Genomic DNA, 21,828 nt, shown 5'->3' on the forward strand with positions numbered 1-21,828 from the left:
GTTTTTATATCGTTGAAGGATAAAGGTGTAATTCGTATTTCAAAAGACTGCCGCTGGTCAGTAGGAGCAGTAAGGCTTTACTGCGGCTGTGTTAACTTCTATTTTGGATTGCGGTCAAATTTCGGGAGGCACTGATGGACAGAGCAGAGATTGAAAGAGAAATCGAGCGGTTAAGCCCATGGCCCCGGTTAGTCCAGCTTGCCGACAAGTTATATACCATCCCCCAACAGGAATGGAACAAACACAGCAATGCGATAAGTCATCAGCATTTTGTCACCCAGCTGTTGCGAGATGTATTTGATGATTTCGATATCACGCCGGACGAGAAGACTCTCCTTGATTATGGCTGCAATTGTGGATGGCTTTCGATGAGCCTGCGACGGTTTGGATTTGAGCATGTTACCGGGGTTGACGTTTCTGAGCGTTGGATTGAGCAGGCAAACTTTCTTGCCTCTGCCTGTAAATTGGATAGATTACACTTTATTCACGGTGGTGAGGAGGTTCTCGATACAGTACCTCAGGTTGATATTACCTGTTGCCTAGGGGTGTTGAATCATACTTGCTCTCCAGTGTTATTGCTTGAAAAATTACGGGAAAAAACAAAAACAAAGTTGATTTTGGATTGTAACTGTCTTGTAAAGGAGAATTCTGTCGAAGTGGAAGAAGGTGCCAACGATGCGGGGACCATCGCAGCACATTTTCGCAAAGGCAGGGGGCTTGTTTTTGACTACTCCAAGCAGGCTGTACGCAATTTGCTTTTGTCGGCCGGGTTTGAAACAGTCTATGAAAGGGTGTTACCGGTGTCACTGCCCAGAAAAGGTTATTATATCAGAAGAGTGTTCTTTGTCGCAAACTGTGACACGAAAACAAATAGCAGCGACGCTCTACAGCTTGATATTTTGTATAACGATATCGGACCCGGCTCTTATGTGCAGGATGCGACATTCCCGATAGAAAAATGCATCCCACGAAAAAACACGATGGTTGATACGCGAAATGTCCAACTGTCGACTCAGCCTGAACATTTAAGAAAGGCATATCTTGATTTTATGAAAAGAAATCCGGACAAGCGATTTTATATTTGGGGAACAGGCTCCTTGTACACGTCTTTGCAGGAGATTTTTCCACGAGACAGGATTTTGGCCTTTATTGAGAACGACACCAGCAAGGTCGGTCATAAAATCGAAGGAATACCAGTTGTTACCCCCATAGAAGCAAGTCGGATGGGTGGCGAAGCTATTCTGGTTGCCTCTCATGCAAAGAAAAAAATCTTGAAGCAGATACCTTATGTGTTTCAGGGTAAAGTCCAAATTCCATAACCTTGTGCTTTAGTGGAGATTGTCATGGCAAAAGTTTCACTCGTTACATTCTACGACACTACAGCAATTGGAATGAGGTGTATTGCTTCTTATTTGGAACGCTACAATCATGATGTTCAATTAATTTTTGTCAAGAGATTGATTCAAAGGCAAATTACTTCTTCAGCTCAGTCGCCGGAGCAATACCAGATAGTGCGAAATGGAACACTGTATGGTCATGGCCTGGACGTGGACAAAGTTTCTTCCATTGAATGGGGATTACTCGATGCAACGTTGCAGGACTACAATCCCGACGTGATCGGCATCAGTACGAGATCGTTTTTTGATGACTATGCGATTGATTTCGCGAAAAGGATAAAAAAACAAATACCGGAAGCGCTCCTTATCGCGGGGGGGTTCGGTCCGACTTTATCTCCTGTGAGGTATCTTGATGCATATGACATCGTTGTTTTGGGGGAAGGGGAGGAATCATGTCTTGAAATAGCGAGCAGGGTTGATCGCGGAGATAAACTCACTGGAATTGAAAATACAGCCTACCGAGATGAAAACGGGTATCAGCAAAACAGGCTTTCTGCTCCAGCAATCGACCTTTCAAAATATCCTCATCCGATGTTCTTTGGCGATAATTGTACGTTTGTCCAGAATAACTCGATCTATGATGCTGACCCTGCAACTTTTGAAGAGAATTATAGCATATTGGCTGGTCGTGGTTGCGTCGGGAAATGTACCTATTGCTCTGGAGGTAATTGGAGAAAGATTTATAAGGATAATGGAAGGAATATGCCTCCCCGTAGGAATCGTCCTGTACATCAGATAATGGACGAATTACAACGTGCCAAAAAACGCGGAGCGAAAAGAGTCTCCTTTAAGGATGAGTTTCTTGTCGGGTCATATGACTTTTTGATGGAGCTTTTTACGCGATATAGAGATGAAATAAATCTTCCTTTTTTTGCCTATGTTCATCCGTCCATCCCTGAAAAACACCAGGATATTCTGGATGTCATGCTCGAAGGCGGACTTGACTGTACTTCCATAGGCATTCAAACTGGTGCTGAGAAATTTGCACAGTCTGTATATAAACGATTTCAGAAAAATGCACATATTGTTTCATTTGCAAAACATATGGCAAAGTATGATGTGCAGATCAATTATCATTTCATTGGTGCGAATCCGCTTGAGTCTAATGAGCACTTTGAAGAGACTTTGGAGCTTGTCTCAAAACTTCCCTTTGATCCAGTCCTCTCCACTGTCTATTGGTTTTATTTCACTATTTTTCCAGGTGCTCCCATAAGTGAACATATTAGCGACGATAAGATGTCAAAAAGAGACTCAGAGGATTGGCATAAAAAGGGACAAATTCTATATTTGAAGTTTCTCAATCCTGCTGGTTCGTATCCGATTGAGAAATATAGTGTAGATGAATTAAAAAATGAGATTCTCGCAGCTAAAATGAAGCTTATTTTGCAAGGGAAATATTCTGTTCTTTCCTCTGGAAAAGAACAGGAATACGTTTACGCAGAGATTGCAAAGCAGTTTGTGGGCAAGGATGTTTATGTTTGGGGGTACGGAGAGGCGTTTCGCCAGAGACATCATCTTTTGGATGGATGCACAATCAAGCGTGTTATCGACAGCAATCCCAAGCTGCATGGCACGAGTACTCCGGAAGGTGTGCCTGTTGTTTTGCCAGACGCATTGTATGACTTAGAAAAGGCACCAATATTCATTTTTTCTTCCTACAAAAGAGACATCGTTAAACAACTACAGAAGATGTCGCTAGGAAATCGCATTGTGCCATAGCGCTATAAAATGATATCAGCGCTGGCGTTGCGAGGAAATTCCTTTTTGTGTTATTTTGTTTTGTGTATCCAATACGAACACAGTTTTTCCAATGTAGTACAGTCTGGAAATTCATTTTGACTCAAACTAAAGAGTGGCAGTCTGTAGAATAAGGATTGAGTGTCGCTGCTTTTAGGGTTGTATTGGATTTGAATTGATGTTGCGGGGTTTATTTTGTTATTGCCTTCTTTTTTTGTGCGAATAGAGTAGATCACCTCATCATCATAGTATATTGTTTTTGCATCCTGGCTCCGTTGTGAACCTAAGCTTTTGGTAGCTTCGTAAACTTCATGGCAGGTATCCTTTGGTTGGTCCTGCACCATGCCTTTTATCTTTGGAAGACGAATTTCGTTTCCGGATCGAAAGCGTTTTGGAACGGCACGGAGGTTCCATGCTGGATTGGAATACTGCGAGTAAGGTACAACCGAATGTACTATGGGGGAACTTTCCGTGTCGTGTGTTATTTTCTGCTGCATAAGCCCCGAACGAAATTCAAGCAGGCGATGGGAAGTAAAAAGGCCGAGGAATGGCCTGATAATGACAACCCAGTGTTCGTTAGCTGTCTGTTTTTGTGCAGCATCCCAGCTTTGTATGGCGTTTATCTCCGCTTCATATCGTTTCCTAGCTGGCAGGAGTATGGTCTCTTTTCCAAGCTTAAAAGGCACGGGATGGCTGACCAGTACCCCTGATGCCTTTTCTCCAGCGTTGGCGATAGATTGCAACGTGCAATTATAGATGTATTCGCCAATTGCCGGATGCGACAGCAGTTGTTGCTCAATTCCTGTGTGGTAAGTCAAAGAGATAAATATCAACATAAATCAATTCCGAAGTCGTAACATCCAGACAGTATTATTTCTTCAGCTAACAGAAAGTCTTCATACGTATCAATGTCCAGCAGTTCAACGGGATTGTTTACTAAGACATACTCTTGCCACCTGGATTCCAAGTTATTCAACTTGTTCCCGACAAATCCGCTGAATACTTTATAGAAGCAATAGCTATCGCTAAGTGCTGCTGCGTTTGGGATGCGTATGGTTTGACCATCGTGTCGCATTTCATGCTGTGGAGGTGTTGGGCAGAATGCTGTGGAAATATTGCCTGCACGCTCTAGGAGCGTAAGGTATTTTTTCAGAGTCCAATAGTTGCGAAACGGTGTGGTCGGAAGTAGCTCCACCCAGGTTCCCACGGGATAGCCCTCAAGCAAAAGCCGTTTTACCATATAGTAGGTAACGAAACCTGGAGGAGTTGAACCAGTACTCAATTTTTTGGGGCGGAGAAATGGTACTTCCGCCCCAAAATTTTTGGCGATTTCAGCAAATTCTTCTGAATCAGTGCTGACGATGACCCGATCGACCCCGATGGATTTGGCCATGATGATGCTGTAGGCCATCAGGGGTTTCCCGCAAAGTGGCTTGATGTTTTTTTTAGGGATCCTGCTAGACCCGGCGCGGGCCGCGATGTTGACCACAACTTTGTCATGTTGCAATGGACTTTGTAACAAAATGTTTCTGATGATCGGGTCTGTACCTGGAAAAAACGTATCGGTCAGGCGTCGCTTTGTCTTGAGATCCATTATCTATTCCTGCAGCAGTTTGAAATAGAACTCTTCTACAGCACGAATATGTTTCTCCATGCTGATTAAAGAGAGGTCGTCAACCGGTGCGATGGGAGGGCTGTTGAGCAGAACATCAAGCATTTCATCCAATGAATGCACATGGTATCCTACACCGTGTTTCTCACACCACTTTCCAGCTGTTGCATTATTCATAACTATCGGGCAAGCCCCGGAAAAAATGTAGTCGAATAATTTGTTTGGCAAAATGCTGTTGAGAAAAAGAAGTTTGTCTTTTTCATGAATATCTTCGATATTAAAGGCAGCTAGACCCCATTGGTATTGACCCAGTTCGTCCAGTAATTGTTCATATGGAACCTGTTGGTGGAAATGGAAGAATGTTGTGGATTGATCAAGGTGGATATATGAGGATAATACTTTTGGATTAAAGATAGAGCAGTAAACGTGTACATGGATGCCCTTCTCCACCATGGCTTTGAAAAATGGATAGTAATTCCTATATTCTAATGGATGTATACCGCTATCCAAGATCATACCTTGATATACAAGGTGATTTCCCGGCAACTTTTTACGTTGTACACGTGGAACATTTTCCACAAGGCAATAGCATGGCAATGCAATAATGTTGTCAACATTATAACGCTTGCTAATCACGTCCACCAACGTATTCGTAACCATGATCACGCCGTCGCTTTCCTCAAAGCAGCGTCGTTCGTTCTCGCGCCTTTCTGGGTCAAGCTGCTGGCGTAATCCGGTCACATCGTGGCAGTCATAGACGACAGGGCAGTTGCTGGCGTTTTGTGTTGCCACCACGGTCGGCATGTTCGGCTCGTTGTGGCAGTGAACGATGTCCCAGCAGTCTTTGCGTATAATTTCGGCGAGTTGATCATAATCCGCATATTTATATATTGTATCTATATACTGGGTGATGTCAGGATGCTGATCATTTTTTTCGCAAGCAATATCTATGCTGTGCCCCAATCCAGTCAGGGCCACGGCTTCCTTGTAGGCTCGGGCGCAAGGATTTTTGTGGACGAATAGAATCCTGAGGTTCTTACTCATTGGTTGTGTGCTCCCGTGAGGGTCAGATTGCTATGCCGGAATCTAAACGGTTCTGTAAGTCTTGAGCAATTCTTATGCCGGCATTTCCGTCCCATAAGGGGATTTTGGGGGGGGCGCTTCGTGTTGTTGCGATTGTCTGTGCATATATTTCAGGTAATTGGTTTGGCTCGACAAGCTGGTTTGTTCCCATTGTGCAGGTGATTGGCCGCTCAGTGTTCGGCCGCAAGGTCAGACACGGTATGCCAAGGTATGAGGTTTCTTCCTGAATTCCGCCAGAGTCGGTGATTATCGTGGCGGCAGACTCCACCAAGGAAAGAAAATCAAGATACCCCAAGGGGGCGATCAAAACGATTGAGGGATGGCTACTTAAGAGTTTGTGATAATTGAGTCGTTTCAGGCTCTCTACGGTTCTTGGGTGAACAGGAAAGATGATTTGTGTTTCGTCGGCAAGGGAGCAGAGTCCTTTTATGATATTGTAGAGTCTTTGCGGAGAGTCCACATTGGCAGGCCGATGCAGAGTGACCACGCTGTAGGACTGAGGTCGTGCGGCATACGATTTCCATGCGGCTCTTTTTCGGATGCTGGGGAGCAGGTGAACCAGCGAGTCGATCATGCAGTTCCCCACGCGGGAAATTTTCTCCGGGGGTATCCCTTCAGAACGGAGATTCGCGTCGGCATCTGCAGAAGGGGACCAAAGAATGGATGCTAGTTGGTCTGTCAGAATGCGGTTAATTTCTTCCGGCATTGTTCTGTCCCTGCTGCGCAGTCCTGACTCGATGTGAGCGACAGGGATGTGGAGCTTTACAGCGGCTAGGGCACAGGCCAATGTTGAATTGACATCACCTGCGACAATGCAGATGTCGGGTTTGGTTTCTTGGAGAAAGTCTTCGTAGGCCGTCAATACACCGGCCGTTTGATGGGCATGGCTGCCTGAGCCGACGGCAAAGTTGTGTTGTGGGGCTGGCAGAGACAACTCCGCGAGCAGCTGATCAGAAAGGCACGGGTCATAGTGCTGCCCTGTATGGAGCAGGGTGACGGAAAAATTTTCTTTGCAGCTCAGGGCATGGTAAACAGGTGCAACCTTCATGATGTTTGGTCGTGCTGCGATGACAAGGTGTACAGTATACATTGCGTTTAGTTCTTCTCATCTTTTTTGATATGTAAAGACTAATTTTTATACGGTTGCCGTTTTGTTTTTTTGGGGAGTGCCTTTATTTGTTGTTATCTTGCTGGAAAGTGTAATCCAATCTCTTCCGATCGCCATTCTCTGTATGCAGCAGATGGAAAACGCGAGGCATAGGAAAGCATATTCAACTCTAGCTTAGCAAGCTGTTGAAAGCCGCACAATTGCCGCGTGCTTCAAAAACTTCAGATCTCGCGTACCGGAGGTACACGTTGACCTTGACGTTTATTTGTGCCTTGCACTCATACATTCTTACGCAGCCTGCAGTATTGGTTTTCAAAGGCCAATTGGCGCTGTTGGCCAAAAAACTGGCAAAACAGGAGTTTCAAAATGTATTATAGCAACTGCCAATCATCGACTCAAGCCCCTGGGGCTTTGACTTCTATACTCCTTCCAGGCGAATTTCCCTTCGGGACTTGGCGGAAATAGGGGAATGTGGCATGCTATAGATGGTTCCCTGCTTAGGTGGAGTCCAGTGGATCGGCGGGGTGAAATGTTGTTGTTTTCTTTTTGGAATCATTGCAAAAGGAGGGCAGCCCCGGGACGTCCCCCTGGGGTGTGTGACGCCACTAGGGGATGAAACGGGATTTGCATGAGTAGCAAGCCGGAAACAGTGGAGCGTGAGCTTCGCGAATTGCGCCGACAATTTCGTGAGCTTGAGCGCGAGCACCAGGTCTTGTCGGAAAAGTACGAACGGACTCGGGCAAGGGAAAAGGCCAAGGAACGTCTTGGTGATATTTCCACCCAGGCCGTGGTTTCGTTTACGTCTTCCGGGAATGTGGCGCGGTGCAACATGGCCTTTGCGACCTTGCTGGGAGCTGTTCCCGAAGCACTGACCGGCAGTGATCTGCGATCCGAGCTTTCCTCTGCGGCCTTGCAGCGTCTGCATACGTTGCTGGACACGATTCAACGGCAGGGCGAGTCCCGAGGGAATCCCTGGAGTGTTGAGCCGCGGGATGGACCTTCTGTTTGGTTATTGCTGGACGGCGTGTTTCTGGGCGGCGATCCCGAACAGGGGACCGTGTATTGCGCGCTTCGCCCGGCGCCAGGGGATGACGCCACGCAGTCCCTACTGGAAGATACCTCGCATTTCCGCACCATGTTTTATGAAGATCCCGCCATCCGGCTGCTTATTGATCCGGAACGGCAAGAGATCGTGGACGCCAACAATGCGGCGGTTGAATTCTACGGGTACAACCGCCAGGAGTTTCAGGGACTTCCGCTCAGTTCCGTCAACCCGCTGATGAAGCGAGGGCTGGATCGCGCCCTGGAGCGGACGCGGGAAAGCAGTCGCAAGCATTTTCGGTTCAAGCACATCCTGAAAAACGGAGAAATCCGGGAAGTTGACGTGTTCAGCGGTCCACTGGAGATGCAGGGACGAAAATTCGTGTATTCCGTGGTGCATGATGCAACGGAGTGGCGGCGCGCAGAACGCCGTTTGCGGGAGTACTCGGCCCTGCTTTCGGGCATCATGCAGAATTCCGCGCCCATGATCTACGCCAAGGATCGGGCCGGTCGTTTTATTTATTGCAACGTGAGCATGTGCAACTACCTGGAGCGGCCGCAGGAAGAGATTCTCGGCCGGACCGACAGGGAGCTTTTTCCCGAGGACCGCGCCAGGGAGCACCGGCGCTGGGACTGGATGACCATGGAAACGGGCGAGGCATCCACTCATGAGGTGTTGGTCTGGCACGAGGATCGCGAATACTATTGGATGGTCACCAAGTTTCCCATGCGGGATGAACGGCAGCGGATTTTTGGAGTTTGCGGCATTTCCACGGACATTACCGAACGCCGGGTTGCCGAGCGCGAAGTGGAGGCCATGAACCAGCAGTTGGCTGCGGTGAATGAGCAGTTGCTCGCCTCTAATGAGGAAATGCAGGGCGAGGTGGAGCGACGGCGGCTCATGGAACAGGAACTGCGCGAACGCGAGGCCCAGGTGCGGGGGATTCTTCGGGCCGCTCCCGTGGGCATCGGCATGCAGCGCAACGGTGTTGTGCGGTGGAGCAATGAACAGCTTGCGCACATGCTGGGACATACCCGCGAGGAACTGGACGGCATGTCTGCGGCAAAGCTGTATCCGTCCGATGCGGAGCACGCCAGGATACAGCGGTTCAAAGAGGAGCAGCTTGGGTCGCATGGCAGCAGCTCCGTGGAAACCAGGCTTCGGCATCGGGATGGATTCGAGCTGGACGTGTTGCTCAGCTTTTCCAGTCTCCGGTCCGGGGAACCGGACGAGGGGGTGATTTTTTCCGCCCTGGACGTGACCGAGCGCAATCGATTCGTCCGGGAATTGGAGCGCACGCGCGATGCCGCCGAGGTTGCCTCGCGTGCCAAGGGGGAATTCGTGGCCAATATGAGTCACGAAATTCGGACCCCGCTCAACGGGATCATGGGCATGCTCCAGCTCATGGGCATCACAGCGCTCACCGAAGAACAGAAAGAGTACGTGGACACGGCACTGGATTCGGCCCGGGGACTGATGAGCGTGCTCAACGACATTCTGGATTTTTCCCTCATCGAGTCGGGCAAGCTGGTTTTGCGGCGGGAGCCGTTTCATCTGCGGGAATACCTCCAGCCCGTGGTGGTCATGTTCCGGGAGCAGGCCGCATCCAAGGGGCTGGATTTCGTGTTGGACATTCATCCGGATGTGCCGGAGGGGCTTTCCGGCGACCCCGGCAGATTGCGCCAGGTGCTGTTCAATATTCTCGGAAACGCCATCAAGTTCACGCATGAAGGAGAGGTGCGCCTCTCCATTTATCCAATGGAACGTCCCTCGGCAATGCGCCGCGCCGGATTGCTCATGGCGGTGGAAGACACGGGCATCGGTGTGCCGGAAGATAAGCTGGAGCGCGTGTTCGACACCTTTACCCAGGCGGACGGATCCCACACCAGGGACTACCAGGGTACGGGATTGGGATTGGCCATTGTGCGGCGGCTGTTGCAAATCATGGGCGGAGAGGTGACCATGACCAGCCGTCTGGGCAAGGGTACCACGGTGTGGTTCTGCGTGCCTTTGGATATTCGTCGGTCCGGTTCGGTTCAGGAACGGGATGCACATCATCTGGAATCGGCGCCCTGGCGGGTGCTCGTGGTGGAGGATAACCGGGTCAACCGTGTCATGCTTCAACGGTTTTTGAAGAAGCTCGGCGCCACGGTCACGGCCGTGGAAAACGGCAAACACGCTTTGGATTCTTTGGCTCTGGACACGTTTGACGTGGTGCTCATGGACGTGCAAATGCCGGTCATGGACGGCATTGCCGCTACCCGGGCCATCCGGGCGGGCAAGGCCGGGCCGCGGAACAGGGACGTTCCCATTGCCGCGCTCACGGCGCACGCCATGAGCGGTGATCGCGATCGGTTCCTGGACTCGGGCATGGACGACTATTTGGCCAAGCCCGTCAGTCTGGAGTCGCTGGCCCGCCTGATCCAGCGTTTGACAGGCAAGGCTTCCGGCCAGGGTGCGCCGAACTGACGCGCTCGATACCGGACCGATATCCTATGATTTCTTTTCATGCGGCAGAGGTGTTCTTGACAAAATGATGGATGGCGGGGAAAGGTTGGATTTCGCCTACCCGCAGCCCCTTGGAGCAAGCATGTCGCGTCGCAGTATCCTGCTGGAGTCCGGTACTAACGAGCTTGAAATCGTTGAGTTTTATATGACCGAGGAACCACGCGTGGAAGGCGGGGCTTCGGTCAGCACCTACTATGGCATCAATGTGGCCAAGGTGCTGGAGATTCTTCGTGTGCCGGAACTGACGGACCTGCCCGAAATTTCCCATCCAGCCGTCCTTGGAGCCTTTACCCTGCGGGATCGGATCATCCCACTGGTGGATCTGGGAAAATGGCTCCGCAAAAAGCTGGTTCCTTCCGAGGCAGCCAAGGTGATTGTCACGGAATTCAATAAGACCAGCACGGCCTTTCTGGTATCCGGGGTAACGCGTATTCACCGGCTCAGTTGGGAGGATGTGGAGTCACCCAACCTGTATGTTTCGAGTCTGGCATCCAATTCCATCACCGGTGTGGTCAAGATCGAGGGCCGGATCATTTATTTGTTGGATATGGAAAAGATCGTGGCGGACCTTTGCCCGGAACGGTGTGATCCGGTTCAGGAGGCCGAGGACGTACGCGAGGCGTTGTCCCGGCGTGGGGCGCGGGTGTTGGTGGTGGATGATTCCCTGCTGGCCCGCGGCATGATGCGTGATCACCTGACCCAGGCCGGGGTGCGCGTCACCCAGGCCAAAAATGGGCGAGAGGCGTTGGAACGATTGCTTTCCTGGGCCAAGGAAGCCGCAAAGCGGGGTGAGCCTTTGTCCCACTATGTGCATGCCGTGGTTTCGGACGTGGAAATGCCGGTCATGGACGGGCATAGCCTGACAAAACAGATCAAAGAGCGTTCGGAGTTGCGGGAACTGCCCGTGCTGCTCTGTTCGTCCATCGTGTCTGAAAACCTGGAGCATAAGGGGCAGGCCGTGGGGGCCGATGCCCAGCTTTCCAAGGCGGACATGGCGCAGCTGCCCGAAGTGCTGCTGGAACTTCTTTCCTGAGGGGCTGCTGATCCAGCCACGATCTTGGTCTTTTTATGCAGTGAAACGACCCCTGCTGGTATGCGGGGGCCGTTTCTTTTGTTTTGCGTTGGTCGGCCACGGATCAGGACGTGACGAAGCTGGAAGGGTAGTAGATGCGGACCCGTTCCAAGGCATGCCTTGCCTGGGTTTTGCTGCCTGCGCGGACGCGGACCAGATGCAACGTTCCTCGGCTGGTGCGTCTGGCTGCGACATGGGCCTGGGAAAAGCCTTTACTGCGCAGATGGCGCAGCACCTTGTCCGCATTGCTTCTGTCCCGAAAGGCGCCCACCTGGATTGCGTACTGTGTTTCCCGGACCTGCGCGGTGGGTTGGGGCGGGGGAGCCGGGTTGCCCCGTTGCGGCACAGTGGCGGTGGGAATGGTGCCGCGCGCTGTGGCCGTACCCACGGCCTGCACGCGAACCCTTGCCAGGCCTTTGCGGTCGCTGCCCAGCGCCTGGGCCGCAGCATAGGACAGGTCGATGATCCGGGTACCCACGAATGGACCCCGATCGTTCACCAGCAGGTTGACCCGCTGTCCGTTTTCCAGATTGGTCACGCGGACCACGGTTCCTAGCGGCAGGGTCTTGTGCGCGGCGGTCATCTTGTGCATATCATAGATGTCACCACTGGCCGTGGGCTTTCCGTGAAAGTCCCGTCCGTACCAGGAGGCTATGCCCACTTCGTCATACCCCGCGGCTGTTCGGAGCGGGTAGTAGCGTTTGCCCATGACGGTGTACGGTTTGGTCTTTGGTGCGTACTGCCGACCTGGTGTAACGTCCGGGGAGCGTGTTGCTGTCCCGTGACGCGAGGGAGCGGGTCGGCTGAGTACCCGGTCCACGGTGGCACAGCCGGAAAGCCCGAGCACCAGCGTAAGAACGAGTAGAACAGCGGATCGTTGCATGCGGTCCTCCAACAAAATCAGTGTTTCCGCCAGGTCCCTCCCTGGCGGTGGGCGGCAAAAACAGCCGTCAGCGTGTCAATTTGCAACAGTCGTGCCTAAACCCTTGCGGGGCGGACGTGGTTCACGTATAGCGCGCAAGGCCGGGCATGTTCCGGCGGAGGAGAACATATATGACGACTAGTGTACGAAATGAAAAATTGCGCAATATTGCGATCATTGCGCACGTCGACCACGGCAAGACCACCCTGGTGGACGCCATGTTCCGGCAGTCCGGCCTGTTTCGCGCGAACCAGGAAGTGCAGGACCGTCTCATGGACAGTATGGATCTGGAGCGGGAGCGCGGCATCACCATTGCCGCCAAAAACTGTTCCGTCCAGTTGGGCGACGTAAAGATCAACATCATCGACACCCCCGGCCACGCCGATTTTGGCGGCGAGGTGGAGCGCTCCCTTTCCATGGCGGATGGAGCCGTGCTGTTGGTGGATGCTTCGGAAGGCCCGTTGCCCCAGACTCGGTTCGTGCTGCAAAAGGCGTTGGGCCGCGGTCTGCCCATCATTGTGGTGATCAATAAGATCGACCGCCCCGACGCCCGGGCCGACGAGGTGCTGGACGAAATTTACGACCTGCTCATCGACCTCGGTGCCAATGAAGAGCAGCTGGAGTTTCCGCTGCTGTATGCCATCGGCCGTGAGGGGGTGGCCATGGCCGATCCCGCGGTCAAGGGAACGGACCTGCGCCCCCTGTTCGATCTGATCATGACCGAAATTCCCGGCCCGGCCCACGATGAGGACGCGCCGTTCCAGATGTTGGTTTCGGATTTGAGCTATTCGGACTACCTCGGCCGTCTGGCCGTGGGCAAGGTCTTCAACGGTAAGGCCCACGCCAACGACACCTTGGTGTGCCTGAAAGAGGACGGCACTGCCGCCCCGTTGCGCGTCACCCGCCTGCAAAGCTACGTGGGTCCGCGTCTGGATCCGGCGGAAAGCGTGGAACCCGGCGACATCATCGTGCTTTCCGGCATTGAGGACGTGAAGATCGGGGACACCATCTGCACCAAGGAAGCGCCCAAGGCATTGCCGCGCATCAGCGTGGACGAGCCTACGGTATCCATGCGGTTTTCCATCAATACGTCTCCGCTGGCCGGACGCGAGGGCAAGCTCGTGCAGGCCAATAAGATTCGGGAACGCCTGGAAAAAGAAGCCCTCATGAACGTGGCCATTCGCGTGGAAGACGGTCCGGACCGCGACAGCTTCATCGTCAAGGGTCGGGGTGAATTCCAAATGGCGATCTTGGTGGAAACCATGCGCCGCGAAGGATTCGAGCTGACCGTGGGGCGTCCTGAGGTCATCCTCCGCAAAGAGGACGGCAAGACCCTGGAACCCATCGAGCGGTTGTTCGTGGACTGCGGCGAGGAATTCACGGGCGTGGTCACGGAAAAACTTTCCGCACGCAAAGGCCGCATGGTGAATATGACCAACAACGGCCTGGGCCGGGTGCGTATGGAGTTTTCCATTCCTTCCCGTTCCCTGATCGGCTACCGGGACGAATTCCTGACCGATACCAAGGGAACCGGCCTGCTGAACTCCTACCTGGAGGGCTACGGCGAACATCGCGGGGATTTCCCGTCCCGCCGTACCGGGTCCATTGTTTGCGACCGGGCAGGCTCTGCCGTGACCTATGCGTTGTTCCACCTGGAACCGCGCGGCCAGTTGTTCGTGCGACCCAACGACGCCGTGTATGACGGCATGATCGTGGGCGAGCGGAACAAGTCCGGCGACATCGAGGTGAACCCCTGCAAGGAAAAAAAGCTCACCAACATGCGCGCCTCTGGTAAGGACGAGTCCCTGATCCTCACCCCGGTGAAGCCCATGAGCCTGGAACGGGCCATCCACTTCATCGGTGAGGACGAGTGCGTGGAAGTCACACCCGAGTCCATCCGTCTGCGCAAGCTGGCGCTCACGGCCCAGGAACGCCGCCGCAACGAAAAGATCAAGAAAGGCGTTGCCTGATCCTGTTGCGGACCGCGTTGTGGTGGTCCCGGTGAAAAGGGCGGTTCCGATGGAGCCGCCTTTTTTGTTGCTGGTGGGGTCGGGCAACACCCCTTGTCCCGTGGTTGCGGGATTTTCCGGCTTTGCTACACTGCGGGACCAACAAGGAGATGCGCGTTCATGCGGATATTGCGGCGATTCATGCGGCCTTCCACACGGGCTTTTTTCGATGCGGCGGACGAGGCAGGAAAAAATTGGTACGAAAAGATCCACGGGTATTGCTATGCCCGCTGGCCTTACCTCTATATCGGCGTGGCCACGGGGTCTCGGAAGCTGGCCGCGCTCCTGACGCTGCCGCTTTCCCTCTGGGTGTGTCGACGCAACCCGCCATTTCCCGGGAAAGGGGACGAGCGTCCTTCGTTCGCGGATTCCTACCACGGCAAACCCATGCCCCTGGAGGACGCCACCCGGCTTGTAACACTGAATCGGTCCGTACACATGCCCGACCTGGAGCACGTGGTCCCCTATGCGCAGGCCCGGGAGATCATTCTGCGTAATCCGGAACGTATCGTTCTCTTGGACTGCCCCTGCCGTGTGGTGCGGAAAAATCCGTGTCTTCCGCTGGACGTCTGTCTGATCATCGGTGACCCGGTGGCTTCGTTCATTCTGGATCATCAACCCGAGCGCGCCCGGGAGATTACGCCAGAGGAAGCCGTGCGTGTGCTCAAGGAAACGGATGAGCGTGGCAACGTCCACCACGCTTTTTTCAAGGAAGCCATGCTCGGACGGTTTTATGCCATTTGCAACTGCTGCTCCTGTTGCTGCGGGGCAATGCAGGCCCAGCGCAATGGGATTCCCATGCTCTGCTCCTCGGGGTATGCGGCGCAGGTGGATGCCGAGCGGTGCGTGGGCTGCGGCAATTGCACCAAGTATTGCCAGTTCGATGCGTTGCGTCTGGAAGACGGACTGGTCCATGTGACCGGGGACTGCATGGGCTGCGGGGTGTGCGTGTCCAAATGCCCCAAGGACGCCCTGTCGTTGGTGCGTGCGCCCGAGCGCGGCACGCCATTGCAGGTGGAGCGCCTGGAAGATCTGGAGAATTCCTCGAAATAACGAGTGGTTGCTTCGGCATTGAAGGGCCGGACCGCAGCAGTGAACGCGTTGTTCTCTCTCCTGGCGGCAGGGTGCTGGCGGTTGCGCTGTGGCCCGGTTCAGTCTCCTTGTTGATGCAACCCGTTTGAACCGGATGTCAGGTGGTCAGCCCCTTCATGCTCAGGCTGATGCGTTTGCGGGAGGCGTCCACCTCCAACACACGGACATGCACCTGTTGTCCGGCTCGTACCACCTCTGCGGGGTCGCGCACAAAGCGGTCCGCCAGCTGGCTGACATGCACCAGTCCGTCCTGGTGCACTCCCACATCCACAAACGCGCCAAAGGCCGTGACGTTTGTCACAATGCCGGGAAGCTGCATGCCCGGTTCCAGGTCGCTCAGTTCATGTACGTCCGCAAAGGAAAACACCTCGAACCTGGCGCGTGGGTCGCGGCCCGGTTTTTCCAGTTCGGCCAGAATGTCGCGCAGGGTGGGCAGACCCACGTCACCGTCCAGGAACTGGTCCAGGTCCAGTTTTTTACGCTGTTCAGCATTGTTCATTAACTGTTCAACAGAAAGGCCCAGGCTTTGGGCCATGCCGCGCACCAATGCGTATCGTTCCGGGTGAACCGCGCTGGCGTCCAGGGGGTCGGTGCCGCCGTGCACGCGCAGGAATCCCGCGCATTGTTCAAAGGCCTTGGGACCGAGTCCCTTGACCTTGAGAAGTTCTCGCCGGGTGGTGAACGGCCCTTGGTGCTGACGGCGTTCCACAATGGCTTCGGCCACTTTGGGACCGATGCCGGGTACGGCCTGGAGCAGCTCCGGACTGGCCGTGTTCAGATCCACGCCCACGGCGCTGACGCAGCTTTGCACCACTTCGTCCAGGGCGCGGCGCAGGGCGGACTGGTCCACGTCGTGTTGGTATTGGCCCACGCCAATGGACTTGGGGTCGATCTTGACCAGCTCGGCCAGCGGATCCATGAGCCGCCGACCAATGGAAACCGCGCCGCGCACGGTGAGATCCAGATCCGGGAATTCTCGGCGTGCGGTGGCTGAAGCAGAATACACCGACGCACCCGCCTCGTTGACCATGATCACATCCACGGGGCGTGGCGTGGCGGCCTGGGCCGCAGGTCGGGCCTGGAGCGCGAGGTCGCGCACAAAGGTTTCGGTCTCGCGGGAGGCTGTGCCGTTCCCGATGGCCACGGCACGGATCGGAAAGCTTTCGGCAAGTGTGCGCAAGGTTTCCGCAGCCCGCTGTGCATCCGCCTTGCCCTTGGTCGGGTAAATGGTGGTGTGTTCCAGCAGTGCGCCCTGGGCATCAAGGACCGCGACTTTGGCCCCGGTACGAAAGCCCGGATCCAACGCCAGCACGGGGTGCGGTCCGAGAGGGGCTGCCAGGAGCAGCTCCCGCAGGTTGGCCGCGAACACGGCAATGGCCTGCTGGTCCGCGCGTTCCTTGAGCTGCTTACGCAATTCGTTTTCCAGGGAGGGGGCAAGCAGCCGCTTCCAGGCGTCGGCCAGCGCGGTTTCCAGTTCGCGGGCCGCGGCGTTACGTTTTTTGACCATGCCCCGCGTGAGCAGGGCCACAGCTTCCTGGTCATCCGGCCGCAGGCTCAGGTTGAGGATGCCTTCGGCCTCGCCGCGCAGGGCGGCCAGGGCGCGGTGGGAAGGAATGCGGGCAAAGGGTTCGTTGTATTCAAAATAGTCTCGGAATTTGGCGTTGTCCGGATCGGCTTCCTTTTTGCCGCGGGCCAGCCCGGTGTGCAAGCGGGCGCGGCGTTCAAACAGCGTTCGCAGGGCTTTGCGTACCCGGGCGTCCTCGCTGACCCATTCAGCCACAATGTCCCGTGCGCCGGCCAGGGCCGCGTCCACGTCCGGGACGCAATGATCTTTGTCTTCGTCCGGGCGAAGATACGCTTCGGCCGTGCGGCGCGGATCAAATTCCTCTTGCAGGTAAATGCGCCGGGCCAAGGGTTCCAATCCCCGTTCCCGGGCCATGGTGGCGCGGGTGCGGCGTTTGGGCCGATGCGGAAGGTACACGTCCTCAAGCGCGGCCAGATCCGGTGCAGCGTTTACGGCTTTGTGCAGTTCGTCCGTGAGCAGGTCGCGTTCTTCCAATGATTTCAGAATGGCGCTTCGCCGTTTGTCTAGCTCCTGATACCGTTCGGCCAGGTCGCGGATGGCCGTAACAGCCACCTCGTCCAGTGAACCGGTGGCCTCCTTTCGATACCGGGCGATAAAGGGAATGGTGGCGCCCTGCTCCAGCAGTTCAAGGACGGAGCGGACGCCGTTGCGGGGCAGGGAAAGTTCCTGGGCCAGACGTTGGGTGTGGTCGGTGCTCATTGTTTTGTTTCAAGGGTTGGGGGTGCGGTGCCGATGGCCTGGGGGCCGGGACGATCTTCAGCCGTGTTGGAGCCGTTGGTCCATGTGTTCGAAAAAGGCGCGTGCGCACGCGGTTTCCGTTTCCTGCAGGAGTTGAAACGGGTGCGCGAAGTCCGTGTCTCCGACCGCGAACACGCCGTGTCCGTGTACAACCGCCACCCCGTATTTGGTCAGAGCGTGGGGCAGGGTTTGGCAAAGGCCCGTGGGACCGGTGCCCACTTCGCCGGGTATGATGGGTACGGCGCAGGGACCGGGGATGTCCAGAAAACGTTCTTTGGGACATCGCAAATGGCATTCCCCGGCGCGGCCCACATCGCAGGTCGGGGCATCCGGTTCGTTGCAGCGCATGGAGAGGATGACGGAAAAGGGGGGATGGCCGTGCAGAATCGTTCGAATTCGCGGGTCCAGAGCGTAGGTGCGTTCATGCGCCAGGCATTCGCTGGACGCGGTCATGCCTTCTGTGGAGGATCCGTCCAGGGGGCAGGCGTCCACACAGTCCTCAAGCTGGTCCAGAAAGCTGCCTGTCTGGGAAATGAGCATGGTTTGTCCGCTGGATTCCGAACAAAGGCAGGACACGTTGCCGAACGATGAGTCCACCAGTCCGTGTTCCACCACGGCACGGCCCGCTTCCGTCATGGCCGCAAGCGCGGCGGCGCGGTCGGCAAATGGTCCGTGTTCCGGCGTGGGGTGGGGCTTGGCCGGTTCGGTATCCGGGTGGGCATGCTTGCGAAGGCGTTGGTACAAGGCCAGGCGCTTCTGGGAGATGTCTGCGGGATCGGATTGCAGCAATTGGGAGGCAAAGAGCACAAACAGCGCAAAGCAGGTGGAACTGATCGAAACCAGCGCCTGTTCCGGCACCATGCTGCCCAAAGCCAGAACGCCCAGGCCCGGAATGACGCAGCTCTTGCGGTCGGCCAAAGCGGTTTTCGCCAGGTTGGGATGAAGCGTCGCGCACACGGGGATGTCATGCAGAAAGGTCCGGGTTTCGCAATCCCTGGGCGTGATCCGGGCGGGATCGGAACCCTGATCGGCCAGAGCTTCCCGTCCGAGCAGGTCCAAAAGGGGGGCATAGGGAAACGCGGGCCGTACCAGGGTCAGGGCCGAGGCGCCGGACGCGGTGAGGATGCTCTCCAGTATTGCGCGTTGTCCGGCTTCGTGCGGTTCCGTTCGATTCCACACCAGCGTGTTGTCCAGCGCGGCCAGCAGGGGCGGTTGTCCGGCATGGACCAGTCCGGTGCGAACAAGCCGGGTTTCGCACCGCATCAGCGCGTCCTGCAATGGTCCGGCGTCCGGGCATGCGGATTGTGGCAATGGGGCATGGGGCGGTGGGGAATGGCGACCATCAAGGGGACGGCCCTGTCGGTCCAATCCACGGATTTGGTAATAGCGTTCCCGGGCCGCGAGAAATGCACGGCGGGAAAGAGGATCCGGGGCGGACGTCTGTCCAGCTGTTTGCTTTCCCTTGTGTTTCGGGGTGAAGAAACGGGACGGCAAATCGTCGTGAACAGCGGTAAACCCGTTGGCCGCGTTGATGCGGCGTTCCTCAAGGACCACCTGTTCCCCGCAGCGGGCCAGAGCCAGGGCCGATGCCTGCTCGGTGTCCAGGCCCGTGACCGCACGCATGGCGCGGGCGTATTCTTCCAGCCCCGGCCCGAAAAACAAGCGGCGGCACACGCCCAGACTTTCCAGGGCCGCAATGTGGTCCTCGGCCAGCTTGACCATGCGCGCCTTGCCCGCAAAGCTGTGGCGGTCCGTGGGGGCTGGTTTGCGCAGTATTTCATGGCTCAAGGGAAGGGCGCCCTCCGCGCATCCCCCGCGGGTGGAAACGGCGCAGGCCAGGGCAAAGCCGTAGGAGCCGCGTGGGTCCAGGCCGGGCAATTCCAGTCCTTTTACCGTCATGGCGATTTCGGGCCGTCCCGCGTGCCGTGCCAATGCTTCGGCGCCGTGACAGAGCGGCGTGGTTCCGAGGGCCATGGCCTGAAGCAGCTCCAGGAGTTCGTCCGGGGCGATGTCCTGGCCGCGCAACTCGGCAAGGCAAGCCAGGGTTGCGCCCGCGGAAACAGGATCCATGCCCCATTCCATGCATTGCCGATGGGCGTGAACCGCTGCGTCCAGGTCGGCATTGCCCAACAGCGCCGTGAAATGGTTCAGGGCGTGGAATCCTGGGAGGGAAAAGCCGGATTGGTCTTCGAGGGCCGGAACCACCCGTGTGCAGCCCACCGGGCAGGAGGCGCAGTCATGCTTATGGGAACGGTACGATCGTCCCAGGGCCGGACCATTGCAGCCGGACCGGCCGGAAAAGCATGTTGCCCGAAAATGTTGCACCGCTGCGGCATGTCGGGCATGCACGGGATCAAACAGGGCGGCCTCGCCGTATCGGTGCAGCCCGTAACGGCCCATGAGCGCGGGAGAGGCCATGATCAGCCTGGTAATGTCCCTCTTCGCCCGTTCCAGGCCTTCGGGGTCGGCGCACGGCACGGCTTGGGTGCCGCGAATTGCGATGTATTGCAGGCGTTTCACGGCAAGGGGGCGGCCCAATCCGGTTCGTTGGGCGGCGTGGTGCCGGTCCACCAGGATCGAGGCAAAGGCGCAGCCGTTGACGGCCGCCTGGCCGATGCAGGCCGTGGAGCCGAATTCCTCCAGCGCTGTGAAGATGTGTGAGGCAGGGGACCGGGCCAGCGTATGAGCCGGAACCAGCCGGGCCTCTTGATCGCGGATTTCCAGGCCGCAGGGATGCGGGCTGTGGCCGGTGATGACCACGGCATCCCATCCGGCCTGCTTCAGCTCCTGCCCGAACCGTCCGCCCGCCGCGGCATGCCCCACGGCTCCCGTGAGCGGGGAACGAGTGGTGATGTGAACGGAGCCAGTGCCGGGGACCGTGGTTCCTGTGAGCGGTCCGGCGCAAAAGCTTATGGGCATGTCGGGATGGTCCCAGGCCAGGGACGCGCAGGGGGAGAGGAAGAACGCGCCCAGCCCTCGCCCGCCCAGCCAGTGGAGCCTTGCGTCCATGGGGAGCGGATATTCGCGGCATTTCTGGCGGTTCAGGTCCACATGGAGGTAACGGCCTGTCCAGCCGCCGAAAGAGGCAAGGGGGCGCATGGCTGTTGGCATCCTTTGGTTCCATAGGCTTCCCCGACCGCACGTATCTCCGGGGAGTGCTTTGTTTCGCGGGGTTATTGACGCACCCGCAGGCTTTTGTCTACATCTTGCCGCACCACCGTCGCATGGAGCATGTCGGATCTCCATGGACTTGGACGTGTTCAATGGTTTCTCAACGGGCCGCACCGGCCCCGGTTTCAGCGGTTCTCCGGGAGGGGATATGGCCAAGAGCAAGGATAGCGAATCCAAAAAAAAGGTGGATTTGTCCCGCCGTAATTTTTTGATGGGCTTTCGTCGCCTGAAAAAGCAAGAACCCGAGGAGGAGGCGGCTCCCCAAGCCTCTTTGGACGAAACCTACGCTCTGCTGCGCGACGCCAACCTCGCCTTTCGGGACGAAGAATACGAAAAGGCCAGGGATCTGTACAAGGAATTCCTCATGGAGGAACCCCGCAATGCGGATGCGCGTCTGCGTCTGGGCCGTTGCCTGTACAAACTGGGCAAGTTCATCCAGGCCAAGGTGGAGTTTGAGCGCGTGCTGCGGGAGCGGCGCGACGACAAGCAGGCCATGTTGCATCTCGGCCTGGCCCTGGCCCGCATGAACAAGCCGGGCAAGGCCGCGGTGATCTGGCAGATGTACTTTGATCCCGAAGCCATTCCTGTGCAGCGGGAAATCAACGTGCAACTGGCCTTTTTGGAGTCGGACGACATGGAAGCCCCGGACGGTGGTACCATGGCCGACGCCGTGGAAGCGGCCATGGAGGAGTGGACCCGGCAGCAGTCCTGACGCGGCCGAAACGAATGATTTTTGCCGCAGGCGAAGAACG

The 21,828-nt window shown here is 56.0% G+C and carries 14 protein-coding genes; 7 read left to right on the forward strand and 7 right to left on the reverse strand.

Annotated elements, in window-relative coordinates; genetic code table 11:
- Positions 1-134: 134 nt before the first annotated feature.
- Both B5D49_RS02790 and B5D49_RS02795 read left to right on the forward strand, forming a co-directional pair.
- Complete coding sequence (locus B5D49_RS02790; protein WP_078716139.1) at positions 135-1,319, forward strand: class I SAM-dependent methyltransferase; 1,185 nt, start codon at positions 135-137, stop codon at positions 1,317-1,319.
- A gap of 24 nt (positions 1,320-1,343) precedes the next feature.
- A complete protein-coding gene (locus B5D49_RS02795; protein WP_078716140.1) occupies positions 1,344-3,116 on the forward strand; it encodes a B12-binding domain-containing radical SAM protein in 1,773 nt (590 codons plus the stop codon).
- 50 nt (positions 3,117-3,166) lie between these two features.
- Here the strand turns inward: B5D49_RS02795 and B5D49_RS14695 are convergent, their stop codons facing one another.
- Genes B5D49_RS14695 through wecB form a run of 4 tightly spaced genes read right to left on the reverse strand, consistent with a single transcriptional unit; the run spans position 3,167 to position 6,919 of the window.
- Positions 3,167-3,970, reverse strand: coding sequence for a hypothetical protein (locus tag B5D49_RS14695; RefSeq protein ID WP_144019081.1), 804 nt, complete (start codon positions 3,968-3,970; stop codon positions 3,167-3,169).
- On the reverse strand, positions 3,964-4,728 hold the full coding sequence (locus B5D49_RS02805; protein ID WP_078716142.1) for an acylneuraminate cytidylyltransferase family protein: 765 nt from the start codon (positions 4,726-4,728) through the stop codon (positions 3,964-3,966). The genes B5D49_RS14695 and B5D49_RS02805 overlap by 7 nt, the downstream gene beginning before the upstream one ends.
- Positions 4,729-4,731: 3 nt before the next feature.
- A complete protein-coding gene (locus B5D49_RS02810) occupies positions 4,732-5,790 on the reverse strand; it encodes a glycosyltransferase (RefSeq protein ID WP_078716143.1) in 1,059 nt (352 codons plus the stop codon).
- 22 nt (positions 5,791-5,812) lie between these two features.
- Positions 5,813-6,919 carry a non-hydrolyzing UDP-N-acetylglucosamine 2-epimerase gene (wecB, locus tag B5D49_RS02815; RefSeq protein WP_078716144.1) on the reverse strand — a complete coding sequence of 369 codons (1,107 nt, stop codon included), beginning with the start codon at positions 6,917-6,919 and terminating at the stop codon, positions 5,813-5,815.
- A 646-nt stretch (positions 6,920-7,565) separates the two neighbouring features.
- On the opposite strand from wecB, the gene B5D49_RS02820 reads away from it, so the two are divergent.
- Both B5D49_RS02820 and B5D49_RS02825 read left to right on the forward strand, forming a co-directional pair.
- Positions 7,566-10,448 (forward strand): PAS domain-containing hybrid sensor histidine kinase/response regulator, encoded by a 2,883-nt coding sequence (locus tag B5D49_RS02820; protein WP_078716145.1) that lies wholly within the window; start codon positions 7,566-7,568, stop codon positions 10,446-10,448.
- 121 nt (positions 10,449-10,569) lie between these two features.
- On the forward strand, positions 10,570-11,520 hold the full coding sequence (locus tag B5D49_RS02825; protein WP_078716409.1) for a chemotaxis protein: 951 nt from the start codon (positions 10,570-10,572) through the stop codon (positions 11,518-11,520).
- A 103-nt stretch (positions 11,521-11,623) separates the two neighbouring features.
- Here the strand turns inward: B5D49_RS02825 and B5D49_RS15095 are convergent, their stop codons facing one another.
- A complete protein-coding gene (locus B5D49_RS15095) occupies positions 11,624-12,442 on the reverse strand; it encodes a septal ring lytic transglycosylase RlpA family protein (RefSeq protein WP_078716410.1) in 819 nt (272 codons plus the stop codon).
- Between the two features lie 170 nt (positions 12,443-12,612).
- Between B5D49_RS15095 and typA the strand changes: the two genes are divergently transcribed.
- Both typA and B5D49_RS02840 read left to right on the forward strand, forming a co-directional pair.
- The gene (gene typA / locus B5D49_RS02835) at positions 12,613-14,451 is read left to right on the forward strand and encodes a translational GTPase TypA (RefSeq protein WP_078716146.1); all 1,839 of its coding nucleotides are present in this window, start codon (positions 12,613-12,615) and stop codon (positions 14,449-14,451) included.
- Positions 14,452-14,610: 159 nt separating this feature from the next.
- Entirely contained in the window at positions 14,611-15,543 is a 933-nt protein-coding gene (locus tag B5D49_RS02840) for a 4Fe-4S binding protein (RefSeq protein WP_078716147.1), read from the forward strand.
- Between the two features lie 136 nt (positions 15,544-15,679).
- Here the strand turns inward: B5D49_RS02840 and B5D49_RS02845 are convergent, their stop codons facing one another.
- On the reverse strand, positions 15,680-17,866 hold the full coding sequence (locus B5D49_RS02845) for a Tex family protein (RefSeq protein ID WP_078716148.1): 2,187 nt from the start codon (positions 17,864-17,866) through the stop codon (positions 15,680-15,682).
- 57 nt (positions 17,867-17,923) lie between these two features.
- Positions 17,924-21,004: an aldehyde ferredoxin oxidoreductase C-terminal domain-containing protein gene (locus B5D49_RS02850; protein WP_159447114.1), complete on the reverse strand. Its 3,081-nt coding sequence runs from the start codon at positions 21,002-21,004 to the stop codon at positions 17,924-17,926.
- 220 nt (positions 21,005-21,224) lie between these two features.
- Here B5D49_RS02850 and B5D49_RS02855 point away from each other — a divergent pair, with 220 nt between their 5' ends.
- Positions 21,225-21,788, forward strand: a complete 564-nt coding sequence (locus B5D49_RS02855) for a tetratricopeptide repeat protein (protein ID WP_159447115.1) — start codon at positions 21,225-21,227, stop codon at positions 21,786-21,788.
- Positions 21,789-21,828: the final 40 nt, after the last annotated feature.

The sequence above is a fragment of the Paucidesulfovibrio gracilis DSM 16080 genome (assembly GCF_900167125.1).
GTDB classification, from domain to species: Bacteria; Desulfobacterota; Desulfovibrionia; order Desulfovibrionales; family Desulfovibrionaceae; genus Paucidesulfovibrio; species Paucidesulfovibrio gracilis.

Excerpts from the sequence above, each read along its gene's own strand:
- B5D49_RS02855 (WP_159447115.1), top strand. The coding sequence starts at position 21,225 with ATGGCCAAGAGCAAGGATAGCGAATCCAAAAAAAAGGTGGATTTGTCC.
- B5D49_RS02845 (WP_078716148.1), bottom strand. The coding sequence starts at position 17,866 with ATGAGCACCGACCACACCCAACGTCTGGCCCAGGAACTTTCCCTGCCC.
- B5D49_RS02795 (WP_078716140.1), top strand. The coding sequence starts at position 1,344 with ATGGCAAAAGTTTCACTCGTTACATTCTACGACACTACAGCAATTGGA.
- typA (WP_078716146.1), top strand. The coding sequence starts at position 12,613 with ATGACGACTAGTGTACGAAATGAAAAATTGCGCAATATTGCGATCATT.
- B5D49_RS15095 (WP_078716410.1), bottom strand. The coding sequence starts at position 12,442 with ATGCAACGATCCGCTGTTCTACTCGTTCTTACGCTGGTGCTCGGGCTT.
- wecB (WP_078716144.1), bottom strand. The coding sequence starts at position 6,919 with ATGTATACTGTACACCTTGTCATCGCAGCACGACCAAACATCATGAAG.
- B5D49_RS02810 (WP_078716143.1), bottom strand. The coding sequence starts at position 5,790 with ATGAGTAAGAACCTCAGGATTCTATTCGTCCACAAAAATCCTTGCGCC.
- B5D49_RS02850 (WP_159447114.1), bottom strand. The coding sequence starts at position 21,004 with ATGCGCCCCCTTGCCTCTTTCGGCGGCTGGACAGGCCGTTACCTCCAT.
- B5D49_RS02820 (WP_078716145.1), top strand. The coding sequence starts at position 7,566 with ATGAGTAGCAAGCCGGAAACAGTGGAGCGTGAGCTTCGCGAATTGCGC.
- B5D49_RS02825 (WP_078716409.1), top strand. The coding sequence starts at position 10,570 with ATGTCGCGTCGCAGTATCCTGCTGGAGTCCGGTACTAACGAGCTTGAA.
- B5D49_RS14695 (WP_144019081.1), bottom strand. The coding sequence starts at position 3,970 with ATGTTGATATTTATCTCTTTGACTTACCACACAGGAATTGAGCAACAA.
- B5D49_RS02790 (WP_078716139.1), top strand. The coding sequence starts at position 135 with ATGGACAGAGCAGAGATTGAAAGAGAAATCGAGCGGTTAAGCCCATGG.
- B5D49_RS02840 (WP_078716147.1), top strand. The coding sequence starts at position 14,611 with ATGCGGATATTGCGGCGATTCATGCGGCCTTCCACACGGGCTTTTTTC.
- B5D49_RS02805 (WP_078716142.1), bottom strand. The coding sequence starts at position 4,728 with ATGGATCTCAAGACAAAGCGACGCCTGACCGATACGTTTTTTCCAGGT.